This is a genomic window from Trichloromonas sp. (genome assembly GCF_034006665.1).
In the GTDB taxonomy this organism is placed as follows: Bacteria; Desulfobacterota; Desulfuromonadia; order Desulfuromonadales; family Trichloromonadaceae; genus Trichloromonas.
Window position 1 is genome coordinate 31,292 of the sequence record NZ_JAVESI010000012.1, and the last position, 16,481, is coordinate 47,772.

Below are 16,481 nucleotides of genomic sequence, written 5' to 3' on the forward strand. Positions count from 1 at the left end.
TTTAAAATGATTTTAGAACCATTGTTATATTATATATAATAATAAAAACATATATTAAAATGGAAGAACAAATTACAATAGAACAATTAATAGAAATTTTAGAAGATGCTAAACAAGATTATGATAAATTTTATGGCAGAAATATTAAAGCAGCGTCAACTAGACTTAGAAAAAAAATACAAGATGTTTCTAAACTAACAAAAGTAATGAGAAAACAAATAATTGATTATAAAAAGACAATTAAGAAAAAAGGGGAAATTTAAATTTCCCCTTTTTTTACATATTAAAAATATCTTTTATTACTTCTTTAAATTTATCTTTGCTTACACCCCCAACCATCATTTGTGGCTTTTCATCAACAGGTATAAATAATAAACTAGGTACACTTTTAATCCCGAACATAGCTGATAATTCTTGCTCTTCTTCTACATCTATTTTATAAAAATTGATATTATCATATTCATTATCTAATTCATCTAAAATTGGTTGAATTTGCTTGCAAGGCTGACACCATGAAGCTGTAAATTTTAAAATTGTAGGTTTATTTCCTAAATATTTCCAATCTTGATTATTTTCAAAATCAAATATTTCTGTTTTAAATGTTTCTAATGTTAAATTGTTCATAATTTTATTTTTTATTTATACATAGTAAAAAAAACAAATAAAGTTTATTTATATATACAATAAAAACCAATATGGATAATATACTTACATATCTAGAACAATCTATTGAAATCGAATTAAATATATCTGAATTATATAAGTTGTTTTTTCTTAATTTTGAAGAAGATTATGATTTTTGGTGGAGATTATATATAGAAGAAATAAATCATGCATCATTATTAAAATCAGGTAAAGATTTTATAAAAACGAATGATTTTCCAAAAGGTTTGTTATTAGATAATATAGAGGATATTGTTAGTATAAATAGTAGAATTCTATCATACATTGATTATTTCAAAAATAATTCATCAAGAGAACAATCATTTAAAATCGCACTTGAAATTGAAGGTTCAGCAGCAGAATTACATTTTGAAAATTTCATGAATAGTATATCTAACAATAAAGTGGTTAATATTTTCCAAAAATTGAATGGTTTTGATATAGAACATTATAATAGAATAAAAAAATATATTGAAGATAATAATATTAATATTAATATTGATAATATTAAATAAATTTATTATTTTTGTAAATTAAAATTAAATAATATGACAAAAGAAATTAAAAAATTTAATGAATTTGAAACGGATTTAAATAAGTTAAAAAATGATATTATAGATATTCCAGATTTTCCAAAACCTGGAATTTTATTTAGAGATATATCTACACTATTATCACAACCTAGTAAGATTAGATTAATGGTAAATAGTTTTTATAATTATTTAAAGAATAAAGATATAGATATTGTTGTTGGTTTAGATGCTCGTGGTTTCATTTTAGGTTCAATGATTGCAGATAAATTAGATGTAGGATTTGCTATGGCTAGAAAAAAAGGTAAAGCACCTGACCATTATGTATATAAAAAATATGATTTAGAATATGGTAGTAATGAAATGGGATTATCACCATTAATTATTAAAGAAGGTATGAGAGTTCATATTCATGATGATTTATTAGCAACCGGTGGTTCATCTAAAAATATTATAAATATAATTGAAAGCTTTGGTGCCATTGTAGATTCTATTTCATTTATAATTGAATTAGAAAATTTAAACGGTAAAGAAATATTAAAAGGATATGATATATATTCATTAATAAAATACTAAAAAATAATATAATAAAAATGATTAAAAAATTTAGCCAAATGAATGAATCAATTAGTATGAATTATACTAATACATTAATATCATTTTCAGGTGATGATTGGGTAGGTATTTATAAAGATGGTATTCTTTATCAACAAGGACATAGTATATATTGGAAAAATTTACTAAAAGATCTAATTAATGATAAAGTTGATTTATATTCGTCTTGAAAGAAAACCAATAAATCTTTAGTTTATTGGATGAATTTCAATTAAATTTTTTAAAATATTTTTAAACTATAAATAACTATAAATCAATATTTTAACCATTTAATTTTTAAAAATGGAAAAAATGATATTTTTCATTTAATATATAATTATACAGATAAATCAAAAAAAGGTTGTATAAAAATGAAAACATATCAAATAAGATTATATCCTACTAAAAATCAAATAGATGAATTGAATGAATTATCATTCACCAGAAGTGAAATATGGAATGAATTATTGGATATACAACAAAAATCATATGAAAATAATAAATCTATATACAACAAGTTTGATCTTAACAATATGTTACCTAAATTAAAAGAAAAATACCCAACATGGAAAAAATTAAACTCTAAATCAATTCAAACAATATCAACAGAATTATTTGGTTCTTATAGATCATTTTTCAATTTAATTAAAAAAGATAAAAATACTAGACCTCCGAAAAAGATAGAATTTAATGATTACCATACGATTACATGGAATCAATCTGGTTGGATAATAAAAGAAAATAATATTATAATAATAAATAAAATATCTTTTAGATATAAATCTAATTTGGATATTAAAAACTTAAATATTAAAGAAATTAGAGTTAAACATGTAAGAAATAAATGGTTATGTGATTTAATTGTTAATGATGAAATTAAATATAAAAATGATTTAAATATTAAAACAAATGTTTTAGCCTTTGATTTGGGTTTGAGTAAATTAGCAACAGGAATAGATAACAAAGGAAATCAAATAGTAGTAGAGAACAAAAGTAAAAAAATAAATAAATATTTTCAAAAACAAATAGGCAAAGTACAAGAAAAAAGAAGTAAAACTAAAAAAGGTTCAAAAAGAAATAAAAAGTTAAGAAAAGATTTAAATAAATTATATCATAGAAAGAACGAACAAATAAAACAAACTCTCCATATTCAGAGTAAAAAATTAGCGAATATGAACTATAATACAATTATAGTTGGTGATCTATCAGTTAAAAAATTAATGGAAAAAGAAGGAACAAATAAAAAGAAAAAAGGTATTAGAAAGTCATTTCATCAATCTAATATCAATATGTTTTTACAATTTCTTTCTTATAAGTGCCAGAGTAAAAATATTAATTTAACAAAAATTGATGAAAAATGGACAAGTCAATTAAATTGTTTAACCGGTAAATTATTTGATAAAAAAATAGAATTGAATAACAGAAAAGTTAAATTATCAAATGAAATAACAATAGATCGAGATTTAAATTCAGCCATAAATATAATAAAAAGATGGTTTGAAAATCATTTTGCTTCCATGAACGAGCCATTGGATTTAACCAATGTACTTGAAAAGTATAATCTTTCCAATGAAACACACAAATCTTTACCATTCATGGTTATTTAGTTTGTGTGTAGTTCATCAATAAATGATATATATGATGAAGAATTCTGGAACAAATCAGGATATAATTGTCCAAATACAATAAATGAGTTAGTTAATATTTGTAAAGAATTAAATATAAAAATAAAAATAAAATAGTATGTATAAAAATATCATTAAAAAAACATGTGAAGAATGTGGATATTATGGTGATTTTGAAGAAATTTTAACGGAACAGGATGAATATTTTATAAATTGTAATAGATGTGGATATTTTAAACAAAAAATGATAAAAAATGTTATTAATGATATTAATAAGATAAAAGAAACATTTCCTAAATATACAGAAGATGAAAGGTTTATAACAGTAATAAAAGGTGGTTTTGGGACTTGGAAAATTATACAGAATAATGTTAAAAATGAAGGTTCATTTGTAGATCAAAATCATATAAATGATTTTCTATCTAATATAGAAAAAATTATTGATATTGAAGGTGTAACTGAAATTTCATATAATATAAAAGTTAATAATAATTGGGAATATAAAGAAATAAAAAAACCTTCTTAAAGAAGGTTTTTTTATTTATAAATCATTAAATCTTCGTATAATTTTCTTATTATTATCTGATATTGTTTCTATTGGTTTATACTGTTTAGTTTTAGTTAATGTATCTTTTTTATTATCTCTGCTCTCATTTTTTGGCTTATTATCTACATTTTCTTCGATTTTTGATTCTTCTTCTAATTTTTTCATTTGTTGAACCAATTCTATTTCTTTTTGTTTTTCTCTTTCTAAGATATCATCTATGTTATTAACATGTTTAACAGTTGGTATTACTTTTTCTTCAACTTTTTTTGGTTTTTCTTCAACTAATGGTTTATCTTTTTCTAAAATAGCGTCAACCATTACTTTAGGTTTAGATGGTTTTTCTATTTCTTGATAAAGTTCTTCTATTTTTACATTGGCTCTTGTTTTAATTTCAAATTCATCTGACCAAACAGGAAAATATAATTCTTCTGATATTATTTCGAATTTTATTTTTCCGGTCTCACCTTTATTATAATTTGATAATTGTGGAATATTAAATGTACAAATATTATCTGTAACATTACCAAAAAATAAATAATTATTATTTTCATTAGTTATAATTAATCTAGGTTCAATATTATTAATATCGATTCCTTCTATATTAATTTTAAATTTTAATTTATCGTTCTTTTCATTATTGTAGAATTCCATAATTGTTAAAATTCTTTTTTATTATATATAAAAAAATAAAAATCATTTTTATTAAAAATAATAAAATACATATTTTTTATTTAATATATATATTAAAATATACAATTAATATATTTCTATGATGAATAGATTAAGATTACATAATATTTTAATAAATAGTGGGTATGAATTAAATAGTGATAAAGTCATAATTTATAGCAATCCATCTAAATTTTACTATAAAGATGGTATAATTATAAAGTTTTTTGATGATAGAAGTGTTATAATAGATGATACTTTTTATAATAGAAAGTATAAATTTAATAAAAATGATAGTAATTATATAATATCTAATTTTATAAAAATGTTAGAAAAAAATCCAGATAAAGTTTTTTAGATTAAAAATTATTTTATATATTTGCATCTAATTTGTTAATTTAGATAAAAATGAATAAAATAAACAACAGATTTAATATTCTATACAAAACAATAAACGACTTCAATTTAAATATAATAAATAAACAGAATATTTATAGTAAATATTCTGACATTCATGGTATTAGAATATCAAATGATTTATTGTCGTTTTTTACAAATCTCAATGATACTAATAATAAAGCAGAATACATATTACAGTTATTATTTAGTAATACAATGAATTATGATTATTGCAATCATATTAAAAATAATTTTTTAGTAGATTTAATTAGTTTATCATTTGGTGATAATGGTTATATAAATACACATAATGATAAACAAAAAATAAAACTTGGTAAATTTATAAATAAAATAGTATTATTAGTAAATCAATATGGTTATAATGAATGTATAACTGATGATCAAATTGAAAAAATTGTTGATAAATATAAATCATTTAATACACCTAATGATAACATATATTTTAATATACTAGAAGGTGATGATATTTTAAAGGGGTATCAGATAGATAATTACGAAAAAAGAAACTCTAGTGCACTACATGGATCTTGTATGAATAATAAATCTGATCTATTAAAATTGTATACACAAAATAAAAATAAAGTAAAATTATTAACATTAAATCGAAATGATAAGATAATCGGAAGATCGTTAATATGGGATTTAGATAAACCTAAATACATATTTATGGATAGAATATATGCAGTTGATAATTATTTATATAAAATATTTGAAGATTTCGCAATATCTAATAATTGGATATATAGGGAAAATTATGCTAGAAATGTTTTTAAAGTAAATTGTTATTTTAAAAGTAAAAATTCACATATTGAAAAACTATCAAATAAAATACGTTTAACAGTAAAATTAAATACTGATAATATTAAACTATATCCATATATGGATTCATTTGTATATAGAAGTCATTTAACTAACAAATTTTATATAAATAGTAAAAATATGATAAATTACACATATTATCAATCTACTAATGGTGGTAAAACAACCATTAAAAATATACCAATGTTATCATTATTTAGTTAATTTTAATTGAATTGATTGTATTATTTGTAAATATTTATTTTGTATATACTTTATAATATCATTTTTTTTACTAATATCTGATGTAGTTAATAATTTATTTACTATGTCTTGTATCAATTCATCTCTGTTATATTCAGATATAAAATGAGATAATTTTATATTATTATGGTATATTTTATTTAATATTATTATATCATTATCGAAATTAGTATTTACTATTTCTACAATTTTTTCGTATATAAGTGATTTTTTAGGAATAAACATTGTTTTTTCGTTATTAAATAAAATATTATCTATAATATCATTTACAGAATTTGTTACATCTACTAATGATGTTTTTAATGTTAAAGATATCATATTTATACTGGATTGATCATCTAATATATTTTTATGTTCTCTTAGTTGTTCTATTTTATCTATTATTTTATTATTTTGTTCTTCAAAACTATTAACAATTTCTTTAATTTTTTTTCTATCATTTCTCTTATTATAAATAATAGTAAATACATATGCTAATGTTATTATTATTAAAGCAGATAACTTGTAAATACTATCAATAGAATCTATCACACTAGGATCAATTTGAAGCAATAACATAAATATTTATTTTTATTTTATATATAAAATTAAGAATATTAAATTTTAATATATAGATAAAAATATGTGAATTAGATGTATTATTTACTAGATAAAAAATCAGATGAAACTTTTACAATAAATTTTATAGGTTCAGAAAAATTTGATATTGGTAATAAACTAATATTAAAGATGCCTGAATGTGTAAAGGGAATAACTAAAATAACATCATTTAATGATATAATTATAGGAGAAACAAAGACATCATTTTTAAAAAAATCATTCAGATATAAAAATGGAAAAACATATGAATGGTCTAATATTTTATCAATAGATGAAATAACAAATATAGAAATATGTCCATCTAGATGTTTAGAATTAGAAATAATATATTTTAGAGTAGATGATAATAGAGATAATAATACTGAGATTTTCTTAAACGGTGTAACTATAAATGGGGAATATAATATAATGAAATCTGATAGTTTTGTAACTTTAACTATTGATAATCCTTTACAAATATTAGAAGTAGGTGATTTATTAAAAATATTCTCAATTGATGCTTTTGAAATAATATCTACATCTAAACTAGATGATCATTTTACAATAAAATATAGATATTCACAAAATGATAAAAGATCATGGACAAAATGGGAACCATTAACAAAAGAAAATATATCTACTGCAAAATGGGATAAATTAAGATTTGTTGAATTACAATATCTATTTGAACTATCACCAAATGTTATAAAACCAGTTAAAATATATGACGTTATATTATATGGCGATTTCCAAAATGTAACAGCTAACTATAAAAAAATCAATAAATTCGGATTAAAAGAAAACTGTGTGAATTTAGCATTTAAACCTTCTGATATAAAAGAACAAACAAGTGGTATAGATGAAACTATACCAGCTAAATCTTTAGATTCTAATACATTATCATTGATAAAGGAAACATCAGAATACCAATTAAGAATGAATTGGTTAACACAAGGTATAAATTGTTATTCTAATGTATTATCATCTGAAGGTATGACACAATTAGATGTGTTAAATGCTGAAAATAAAGCTAACTCTGCTAATTTTTGGAATCCTTATGAATTTGATAAGATAACAAATTTTCATGATATGTTAGCTAAACAAATATCAGATATGTTGGGTATGACAGTGGAATACCATCTGACCGATCCTGATGGAAATGGTATAGATAGAGTAATTCATGAGTATCAATTACATAACATAATAGATTATAAAAATATTAAAGTATTAGTACCTGATAATCAATTCCCAGAAAATCAAATTATAATAAATCAGTTTAATCTTGATTTATTTGATACATTTAAGGTACATATATTAAAAAGTGATTTTAAAGAAGTATTTGGTATAGGTAAAAGACCTGGACAAGAAGATGTTTTATATTTTTGTCAAGTTAATAGAATGTATATTGTAAAACATGCTCAAATTCATAAGAATATTATGAATGCTGGTATTTATTATGATGTTGTTCTTGAGAAATATGAAAAAAGATCTAATGTTATTAATAGGGTTGAAGAATCTAAATCAAGAATTGAACAACTTACAAGAAATACAACAATTGATGAATTATTTGGTTTTGAAGAAGAACAAGACTTTAAAAAGGTTGCAAATAAAATTCAGTTAAAACCAAAATCATTCGATTTTATAAGATCAAATATAAATAAAGATACTAAAATTGTTAAAAATGATATTTATAATGGAAGTATTAAAGTAATGGAAAATTATTATGATATTTCAAGAGTTCAATCATCAGATAACGCTGTAACTTATAAAAAAGCAGATAATAAATTATTAAAATCTGATAACAGGTCATTTATATTTTGGTTTAAATTTCCTAATGAATATGATGTTAACAAAGCAATAACTAAAAGAGTGATAAATGGTTATGATATAGATGATAATAGATATTATTTTTTAGTAAATTATGATGATGATAGTGGATTAGGCTATTCTATATTTTATCAAAGTGGATATATATATCTTCAAATAAATGATAATTTATATAAGATGGAATCAGATATTATGACAAATGTTTGGTTTAGTTTAATTATTAATTTAGAACAAAGACAGAATAGTATTACAATGAAACTATATAGAAGAAATACATCAGTTAATGTTTTACTATTCAATCCATTATCATATGATAGAATTCAATTAAATATTGAAGATATTGAAGACATTGATTATGAAATGAGAGTTAATGGATTTAGAGCAGTAGATAATATTGAGATAAATTCAGAAGAAGTTAAATCTAAATATTTATTAATAAACTCATTAGAACAACAAATAAACCCAATTGATTTTGAACATGTGAAAGATATGTATATACCTGGTTCTAAGATGAGTATATCTAATATAAGAATATTTAATGATATTATTCCTAATGATTATGATAATATAATATTAAACCAGTTAATTATAAAAGATGAGCAGAATTTGATATTATCAGATAATGCAAATAAAAAATTAATAACTACAAATTATCCAAATAAACAATGGAGATAATTTTTTTATTCAAAAAAAATTATTATATTTGCAAATAATTTCATAATAAAAATGGATAAATTATATACAAGAGTTAATTTAATAATCGAAGTTAAAGACTATCCTGTTGGTGGTATAGTAAAAATGCATTTTTGGTTAAATTATATATTAGACGTTGAAGATGTTGATAAATTTATCAAAGATAATATAGAATTTAATCAAGATTTTAAAAATAAATATACTATAAATAAGGTATCAGTGGGAGGAATTCATTATTGTTCAAGTATGTCTAATAAAGAAGGATTTGGTAATTTAATATTTGATTCTTATATTAGACACACACCAATATTTAATAAAGATAATAAAAATGAAAATAATACTGAATATAAAAAGAAAAAAAACATAACATTAGATGATATTGATCTTTTTAATATAGATAATGAAGAATTAAAAAATTATATAAAAAAGATAAATAATGAATTATTTAAAAGAGAATATTTTTTAAGTGATGATGAATTTAATTTTTATGATAAATCTAATGGATCAATTGATATAAAAGATGTTAAAAATATTTATAAGAAATATAATGGTGATTTAATAAAGTACAAAAAAGATATAATAAGAAATAAATTAAAATGTCTAACTATATAGTTAGACATTTTCTTATATCTTTTGAGTTATAGTATACAAATATCTTATCTCTTTGTTTAACATTTATAATATCTAAGTTTTTAACTTTATCTGATATTTCATTTATATAATCTTTTAATTCTTTTAATGATTGAGTATAATTAAATGGTGGGTTATAATAATCAGGAAATTTATCTAAATATGTTGATATTTCTTTAGTTATAGTATTTTTATTTATATATAACTCGTCTTTTATAATATTACTTTTTATTTGTAATATATCTAATATATTTTCATTGAATCGATGTATTAGGTTATTGGTTTCTATTATTTTTAATAATCCAATTGCATAAGCATCATTTTCACTTAACGATATTGGTTTATTATCATTTACTATTTTTTTTATTTGATCTTCATCTTTATCATGTAAACAAAACTTTTTATATTTATCCCATAAACATCTTTGTATTATATCATTTGGTGTAACTATTATTTGCATATATTATATTTATTTTTTAATATTATTTTCATTTAAATAGATATTAATAGTTTCATACTTTTTACAATTATTTATAAAATTTACTTCATCATAAATGTCTAATTTAAACCATTCTCCATTAACTTTTTTATGTCTATAAATATTATGTAATGTTTTTTCTATTATTTTACTATAATCTGATTGATATTCATCAACTATAATAATTTTATTAGGACAACCTGTTTGTAAATTTTTTAATCTTGAATTTACTGTACTTTTTGTATATCCTATTTTATATATTGGAGAATTATCATCAATCATTTTTAATAAGTATACTTTTGGCATATATAATATTCTTTTTGGTTATATATTATAATATATATGTCCAAAAAGAATATTTATTTACTTATATCTTCGGTATTAATATCTACATTAAGATCAACATCAACATCGATATCTAAATCTACATCTACATCTACATTAGTATTTTCATTTTCTACCACATTAGATATTTGCTGCTGATTTTTTAATTGAAATTCTTTAACCTTTTCAAAATAATCTTTTATTTTTTGTTCTTTTAATCTCTTATTGGTTACTTGAATTTGTCTTTTATATTCCGCTACTTTCTTTTTGTGTTTTTTCCCATGTTTTGATTTTGGCATAATTAATTTGTTATTTTTTAAAATTATTTAATTATTTATTATATTTTATTAATGTTTTAAAGTTTATTTTCATTTAAAAAATTATTTAGTATTTCTTCTGTATTTGGTATGCTATTATGTATAAAATAGATTAATTCGTTTATTTTATCATAGTCATAAATATTATCAATGTTTAATTTTATTAATAATTTGTCTTCTGGTACTATTCTAATATTTCCATTTCTATCATACCAATATCCTATTTCATATATATCTTCACCTGCAATCATATTTAATAATAACGCTACACCATTATCTATTTTACCAATATAATCAATTATACTTATGGATATTGGTAAATCTTTAATAATATCATTCATATAAATAGAAACATTTTATTTTTATATATAATAGAAAATAATATTTGTTTTATGCCAAACGCGGATATTAAAGATTTTAATATTAGATATAAAGGACATCCAAAATTTAAAGATTTAAAATTAATAGAGGATAGAACATTAGAAGTAATAATACAGAAATTAGAAATGATGCTTTTTACAAATAAAGGCGAAGTTCTAAATGATTATAATTTTGGTGCCAATTTAGAGTATTATTTATGGTCAACTAAAGTACCTGTAAATAGAATAAAAGATGAAATACAAGAACAAATAAATCAATATATACCAGAATTAAATAATTATGAATATACAATTGATACAAAATTATATAATGGTACAAAAAGAGATATTTTATTTATAAATATAAATATAAAAGATATTGAAGTTACATTTCTCTTAAAATAAAAATGTATTATGAAATTAAATAAAAATGAGTTAGATGAAAAGTATATTAATATATTAACAACCAATAGAGTTAATGATATTATAGAAAAACAAAATTTAAATTTAAAATTAACCAAAGATGAACATATATGGTTTGATAGGCAATTTGGTGTTCGTAGAGCAAATCTAAAATTTGCACATACAAAAAAAGAATTAGAGGAATATACCAAATGTAAGATGGATATTCATTATTTTGCTGATAATTATTGTCAAATAAAAAGAGAAGATGGTACAATAGGACCAATGAAATTAAGAGATTACCAAAAAGATATTTTAGATTTATATGCAAATAACAGGTACTCAATATTAATGGCTAGCCGGCAAATGGGAAAATGCAACTCTTTGATTTCTAAAGTGTTAGTAAAAGATAATAATGGAAAAGAGTTTAATATAACAATCGGTGAATTATATTATACTTATATTCAACAAGAAAGAAAATTAACACTAATAGAAATATTAAAATTATTTTTATATAAAATATTGTCATTTTTATAAATTACTTTACCAAATTATCTTTTAGCCATAAAATTTTTATATATAAAAGAAAAAATAAAAATATGAAAATTAAAATATTAAGTAAATTAAAAGAAAAAAATATTGTTATTAAAGAAAATATAATAATTAATGATAATGATGAATCTGTTACATCTAGAATTGATGGAACTCAAAGAAAAAGGATATATGGTAAATATTTAAAAAGTATTGGTTTAACAAGCGAAGAATATAAAATATTATTTCCTGATGCACCATTGATGGCAAAATCTGATTATAAAAATACTACTAAAAATTCAGGTCAACATATGAAACAAGAAAAATATAAACGACTTTTTTCAGAAAAAATTAAAGGATGTAAAAATCCAAATCATAAATCAAAAACTACAGAAAAAGAAAGAAAAGAACGAAGTCCTTTTAGTAAAGATTTTTATAAAAATAAATATAAAAATATAACAGATAAAGATATTGATTATATTAGAAAAAATTTTATAAAAGACTTTATTAAAGATAGAGTCACAACAACTCAAATCGAATATTATTTAAATAAAGGTTATGATGAAAAAACATCAAAAAAAATGTTGTCTGAAAGACAAAAAACATTTAGTTTAGATTTATGTATTAAAAAATATGGCAACGATAAAGGAAAAGAAATTTGGAATAATAGGCAAATAAAATGGCAAAAATCGTTATTACAAAATGGTAATTTAAAATGTGGATATTCCAAAATATCACAAAAATTATTTTATGATATTTTAAATAAATATAATATTAATGATAAATCTTATATTTATTTTGCTACAAAAAATCAAGAATATTATTTATCTGGTGGAAAAGAATTATTTTATCAATATGATTTTGTTGATTTAAAAAATAAAAAGATAATAGAATATAATGGAGATCAATATCACGCTAATCCAAAAATATATGAATCAAATGATAATCCACACCCGTTTAGAAAAAACATAACAGCTCAAGAAATTTGGGATAAAGATAATAATAAAATACAATTAGCTCACGATAATGGATTTGAAGTATTAATAGTATGGGATTCAGAATATAAAGAAAATAAAGAAATAATATTAAAAAAATGTTTAAATTTTTTAAATATTAATAAAAAATAAATGGTTTATGTTTAAACTTATATTAAGATTTATTATTTATAAAATAATAGAATTTATTGAAAAAATAGAATACCGAAACTATAAATTTGATAATGATAATCCATTTAATAAAATAATCAATATTATAAATAATAATGATTTATTAATTAAAACTGATTATGGATTTGTACCATTTAGTGAAATAAATTTAACATCGCCTTTGCCACTTTATAGATTAGAATTAGAAAACGGTGATTGGTTAGAATGTGCTGATTATCATATAGTTTTTATAAAAGGACATCATCAAAAATTCGTTAAAGATTTAACTATTGATGATTATGTTTTATGTAAAGGTGATTATATAAATGGTGTGAAGGTAAAACGAATAACAAATTTAAAATCTAAAGTTAGTATGGTTGATATTACTGTGGATACCAATGAACGAAGTTATTATTCCAATAATATATTGTCACACAACACGATAAGTGCTGCCATTTTAATTCTCCATTTTTGTCTATTTAATAAAGATAAAGGGGTTATGATTGTTGCTAATAAAGGAGCAACAGTTGTTGAAATCATAGAAAAAATCAAGAGTATATACAAATTATTACCTTTCTTTTTAAAGGTTGGAATTGTTAACTGGAACCAATCTAGTATAACATTTGATAATGGGTGTAGAATAAAAACAGATAAAAGAACAAAAGAACCAGCAATCGGTTTTACGATTGATCTACTTTATTTAGATGAATTTGCACATATACCTAATAATATTGTAGAACCATATTATACATCAGTTGTTCCAGTAGTATCATCTGTAAATAATTCAAAAATAATAATAACATCAACCCCAAAAGGTTTAAACTTGTTTCATAAATTATTAACAGAATCAGAATTACCAGAAGATGATCCAAACTGGAATGGATATAGATCATTAAGAATATATTGGTGGCAAATGAAATCTAGAAGAAATACAAAAATATTTTTTAATGATAAAAAATTAAGAAAATTTAAAATTAGAAAAGATGATATTAAAAAATTTTTAATAAATAAAGGTTATGATATATATTCAGAAAAAGAAAATGGTATGGATGGGATATTTATTGAACATGATAAAAAGAATGAAGAAACAAATATAGAATTTATAAGAATGTTGAGAATGAATGATTTACCATTAGCTGAATTAGGAATCATTACCAACTGGCAAGAACAACAAACAAAATTAATTGGTGGTGAAGATGCATTTAAACAAGAATTTGATCTACACTTTATTACAGGTAATAAGATGTTATTTGATAATATTACAATTGAAAAAATAATAGAAGATAGATTAAAATTTGAATATGTTGATATAGATAAGTTTAACAAAAGATTAAAAATACCATATAATGGATTACAATTTGTAAAGGATAAAAATTTATTTAATTTAGATGAATGTAAAAATTATCATATTGGTATATCCATAGATTTAGGAGAAGGCTTAGGAAATGATTATAGTATAATAAATATATTTAGATTATTGCCAAAAACTAAAGAAGAAATAGATATACATAAGAAAAAATTTACAGATAAATATGACTATTTTAAATTAGAACAAATTGGAATATTTAAATCTAATATTTATTCAGTAAAAGAAATATCTGATATCTTATATATGATAGTATTTGAATTATTTGATGAAAACAAAGTTAAAATTGCATTAGAAAGAAATACATATGGTGATGAACTTTTAGCACACATACCACACGTGTTTAATGATAATAATAATTATTCAAATCATGTTTTCTTAAGATATAAACATAGAATTGAAGATAAAAATACTAAATTAGGTATCAAAATAACACAAAATAAAAAAATATTAATAAAAGATTATCAGATAAATACCAAAAAAGGAAATATTATCATACATGATCAATATACAATAAATGAAATAAGTACATTTACTAGACATGATTTAGCATCAGGTGATATAACATTCAGAAGTGAATCTGGTCATGATGATGCTATTATGTCAACAATAGTTATGTCAACAATATTTTCAATGATTAGTTATAGGGATATGATAGATGAGTATATGGAAAATAATTCATTGAATATTACAGAAGATATAAACACATTTATAGACGAATATGCAGACGATTCTCCTGATCTCATAACAATAGTAGGTGGGTATAAAAAAGTCTATAATAACCCACATAAAACACCAAATAATGGAAATTTTAATAAAAGATTCACTCCGGTTAATCCATTATCTAAATTTCCTAGTAAAAATAGATTTTAATATGAAATATAGTAATAAAAAATCAAATACATTAGAATTTATAAAGAGGTCTAATAATGTACATAATGATAAATATGATTATTCAATTGTGGATTATAAAAACAATTCAACTAAAGTTAAAATTATATGCAAACAACATGGTGTTTTTGAACAATTACCTGTTGCACATATTAATTTTAAACAAGGATGTCCTAAATGTAAAGGTGGTGTATCTATAACAAAAGAAGATTTTATTAAAAATTCAACAAAAATACATTATGACAATTATGATTATACTCTAGTAGAATATAAAAATATGAAAACTAAGGTTAAAATTATATGTAAAAAACATGGTGTTTTCGAACAGATACCAGATAATCATATTCGTAAAAAATATGGTTGTCCAAAATGTAAAAAATCTAAAAATGAAATATTAATCGAAAAAATATTTATTGATAATAATATTAAATTTGAAACACAAAAAACATTTGATGGGTGTAAATATAAACAAAAACTAAAATTTGATTTTTATTTAACAGATTTTAATACTTGTATTGAGTATGATGGGGAACAACATTTTAAAAAATATAGATTCGAAAAGGATGATAGTAATTTAAATATTAGAAAATTAAGAGATCAAATAAAAACAGATTATTGTAAAAATAATAATATTCAGTTAATTAGAATAAAATACAATGAAAATATTGAAAAAAAATTAAACTTTTTAATTAATATATAATAAATATTTGTACAAATGCAAGAATAGTGTAGTGGTAGCATGATTTACTTCCAGTAAATAGGGTTCGGTTCGATTCCGGTGTCTTTGCTCAAAAAGGAATAAATTATTTAATTTATTCCTTTTTATATT

At 20.7% G+C, this 16,481-nt stretch carries 21 protein-coding genes and 1 tRNA gene; 15 read left to right on the forward strand and 7 right to left on the reverse strand.

Features of this window, described 5'->3' with window-relative positions:
* Nucleotides 1-59 precede the first annotated feature (59 nt).
* Entirely contained in the window at nt 60-263 is a 204-nt protein-coding gene (locus RBR25_RS06795) for a histone H1 (RefSeq protein ID WP_432818790.1), read from the forward strand.
* 13 nt (nt 264-276) lie between these two features.
* Here the strand turns inward: RBR25_RS06795 and RBR25_RS06800 are convergent, their stop codons facing one another.
* Entirely contained in the window at nt 277-624 is a 348-nt protein-coding gene (locus RBR25_RS06800; RefSeq protein WP_432818791.1) for a thioredoxin family protein, read from the reverse strand.
* 71 nt (nt 625-695) lie between these two features.
* Here RBR25_RS06800 and RBR25_RS06805 point away from each other — a divergent pair, with 71 nt between their 5' ends.
* The 5 genes from RBR25_RS06805 (at nt 696) to RBR25_RS06825 (ending at nt 3,938) form a co-directional block, all read left to right on the forward strand.
* Nucleotides 696-1,178: a rubrerythrin family protein gene (locus RBR25_RS06805; RefSeq protein ID WP_432818792.1), complete on the forward strand. Its 483-nt coding sequence runs from the start codon at nt 696-698 to the stop codon at nt 1,176-1,178.
* A gap of 33 nt (nt 1,179-1,211) precedes the next feature.
* Nucleotides 1,212-1,769 carry an adenine phosphoribosyltransferase gene (locus RBR25_RS06810; protein ID WP_432818793.1) on the forward strand — a complete coding sequence of 186 codons (558 nt, stop codon included), beginning with the start codon at nt 1,212-1,214 and terminating at the stop codon, nt 1,767-1,769.
* Between the two features lie 17 nt (nt 1,770-1,786).
* Nucleotides 1,787-1,978, forward strand: coding sequence for a hypothetical protein (locus RBR25_RS06815; RefSeq protein ID WP_432818794.1), 192 nt, complete (start codon nt 1,787-1,789; stop codon nt 1,976-1,978).
* Nucleotides 1,979-2,158: 180 nt separating this feature from the next.
* Nucleotides 2,159-3,394, forward strand: a complete 1,236-nt coding sequence (locus RBR25_RS06820; RefSeq protein ID WP_432818795.1) for an RNA-guided endonuclease InsQ/TnpB family protein — start codon at nt 2,159-2,161, stop codon at nt 3,392-3,394.
* A gap of 136 nt (nt 3,395-3,530) precedes the next feature.
* The gene (locus RBR25_RS06825) at nt 3,531-3,938 is read left to right on the forward strand and encodes a hypothetical protein (protein ID WP_432818796.1); all 408 of its coding nucleotides are present in this window, start codon (nt 3,531-3,533) and stop codon (nt 3,936-3,938) included.
* A gap of 15 nt (nt 3,939-3,953) precedes the next feature.
* On the opposite strand, the gene RBR25_RS06830 is transcribed toward RBR25_RS06825, so the two are convergent.
* On the reverse strand, nt 3,954-4,610 hold the full coding sequence (locus RBR25_RS06830; protein ID WP_432818797.1) for a hypothetical protein: 657 nt from the start codon (nt 4,608-4,610) through the stop codon (nt 3,954-3,956).
* A gap of 426 nt (nt 4,611-5,036) precedes the next feature.
* Between RBR25_RS06830 and RBR25_RS06835 the strand changes: the two genes are divergently transcribed.
* The gene (locus RBR25_RS06835) at nt 5,037-6,071 is read left to right on the forward strand and encodes a hypothetical protein (protein ID WP_432818798.1); all 1,035 of its coding nucleotides are present in this window, start codon (nt 5,037-5,039) and stop codon (nt 6,069-6,071) included.
* Here the strand turns inward: RBR25_RS06835 and RBR25_RS06840 are convergent.
* Complete coding sequence (locus RBR25_RS06840; protein WP_432818799.1) at nt 6,060-6,668, reverse strand: hypothetical protein; 609 nt, start codon at nt 6,666-6,668, stop codon at nt 6,060-6,062. The two genes, RBR25_RS06835 and RBR25_RS06840, sit on opposite strands and share 12 nt — an antisense overlap.
* Nucleotides 6,669-6,743: 75 nt before the next feature.
* Here RBR25_RS06840 and RBR25_RS06845 point away from each other — a divergent pair, with 75 nt between their 5' ends.
* Both RBR25_RS06845 and RBR25_RS06850 read left to right on the forward strand, forming a co-directional pair.
* Complete coding sequence (locus RBR25_RS06845; RefSeq protein WP_432818800.1) at nt 6,744-9,191, forward strand: hypothetical protein; 2,448 nt, start codon at nt 6,744-6,746, stop codon at nt 9,189-9,191.
* A 51-nt stretch (nt 9,192-9,242) separates the two neighbouring features.
* Entirely contained in the window at nt 9,243-9,821 is a 579-nt protein-coding gene (locus RBR25_RS06850) for a hypothetical protein (protein ID WP_432818801.1), read from the forward strand.
* On the opposite strand, the gene RBR25_RS06855 is transcribed toward RBR25_RS06850, so the two are convergent.
* The 4 genes from RBR25_RS06855 to RBR25_RS06870 are packed head-to-tail and all read right to left on the reverse strand — an operon-like array spanning nt 9,814 to nt 11,299.
* Entirely contained in the window at nt 9,814-10,299 is a 486-nt protein-coding gene (locus tag RBR25_RS06855) for a hypothetical protein (protein WP_432818802.1), read from the reverse strand. The two genes, RBR25_RS06850 and RBR25_RS06855, sit on opposite strands and share 8 nt — an antisense overlap.
* A 9-nt stretch (nt 10,300-10,308) precedes the next feature.
* Entirely contained in the window at nt 10,309-10,623 is a 315-nt protein-coding gene (locus RBR25_RS06860; RefSeq protein ID WP_432818803.1) for a GIY-YIG nuclease family protein, read from the reverse strand.
* Between the two features lie 53 nt (nt 10,624-10,676).
* Nucleotides 10,677-10,940 carry a hypothetical protein gene (locus RBR25_RS06865; protein WP_432818804.1) on the reverse strand — a complete coding sequence of 88 codons (264 nt, stop codon included), beginning with the start codon at nt 10,938-10,940 and terminating at the stop codon, nt 10,677-10,679.
* Nucleotides 10,941-10,996: 56 nt separating this feature from the next.
* Complete coding sequence (locus RBR25_RS06870) at nt 10,997-11,299, reverse strand: hypothetical protein (RefSeq protein WP_432818805.1); 303 nt, start codon at nt 11,297-11,299, stop codon at nt 10,997-10,999.
* Between the two features lie 51 nt (nt 11,300-11,350).
* Here RBR25_RS06870 and RBR25_RS06875 point away from each other — a divergent pair, with 51 nt between their 5' ends.
* The 6 genes from RBR25_RS06875 to RBR25_RS06900 all read left to right on the forward strand — a co-directional run bounded on the left by RBR25_RS06875 (nt 11,351) and on the right by RBR25_RS06900 (nt 16,441).
* Entirely contained in the window at nt 11,351-11,722 is a 372-nt protein-coding gene (locus RBR25_RS06875) for a hypothetical protein (RefSeq protein WP_432818806.1), read from the forward strand.
* A gap of 9 nt (nt 11,723-11,731) precedes the next feature.
* On the forward strand, nt 11,732-12,256 hold the full coding sequence (locus RBR25_RS06880; protein ID WP_432818807.1) for a hypothetical protein: 525 nt from the start codon (nt 11,732-11,734) through the stop codon (nt 12,254-12,256).
* A 62-nt stretch (nt 12,257-12,318) separates the two neighbouring features.
* A complete protein-coding gene (locus tag RBR25_RS06885; RefSeq protein WP_432818808.1) occupies nt 12,319-13,377 on the forward strand; it encodes a hypothetical protein in 1,059 nt (352 codons plus the stop codon).
* Between the two features lie 7 nt (nt 13,378-13,384).
* Nucleotides 13,385-15,634, forward strand: coding sequence for a terminase large subunit domain-containing protein (locus tag RBR25_RS06890; protein ID WP_432818809.1), 2,250 nt, complete (start codon nt 13,385-13,387; stop codon nt 15,632-15,634).
* A 1-nt stretch (nt 15,635) separates the two neighbouring features.
* Nucleotides 15,636-16,352, forward strand: coding sequence for a DUF723 domain-containing protein (locus RBR25_RS06895; RefSeq protein ID WP_432818810.1), 717 nt, complete (start codon nt 15,636-15,638; stop codon nt 16,350-16,352).
* A gap of 17 nt (nt 16,353-16,369) precedes the next feature.
* Nucleotides 16,370-16,441: transfer RNA gene (locus tag RBR25_RS06900), tRNA-Gly, on the forward strand.
* Nucleotides 16,442-16,481 lie beyond the last annotated feature (40 nt).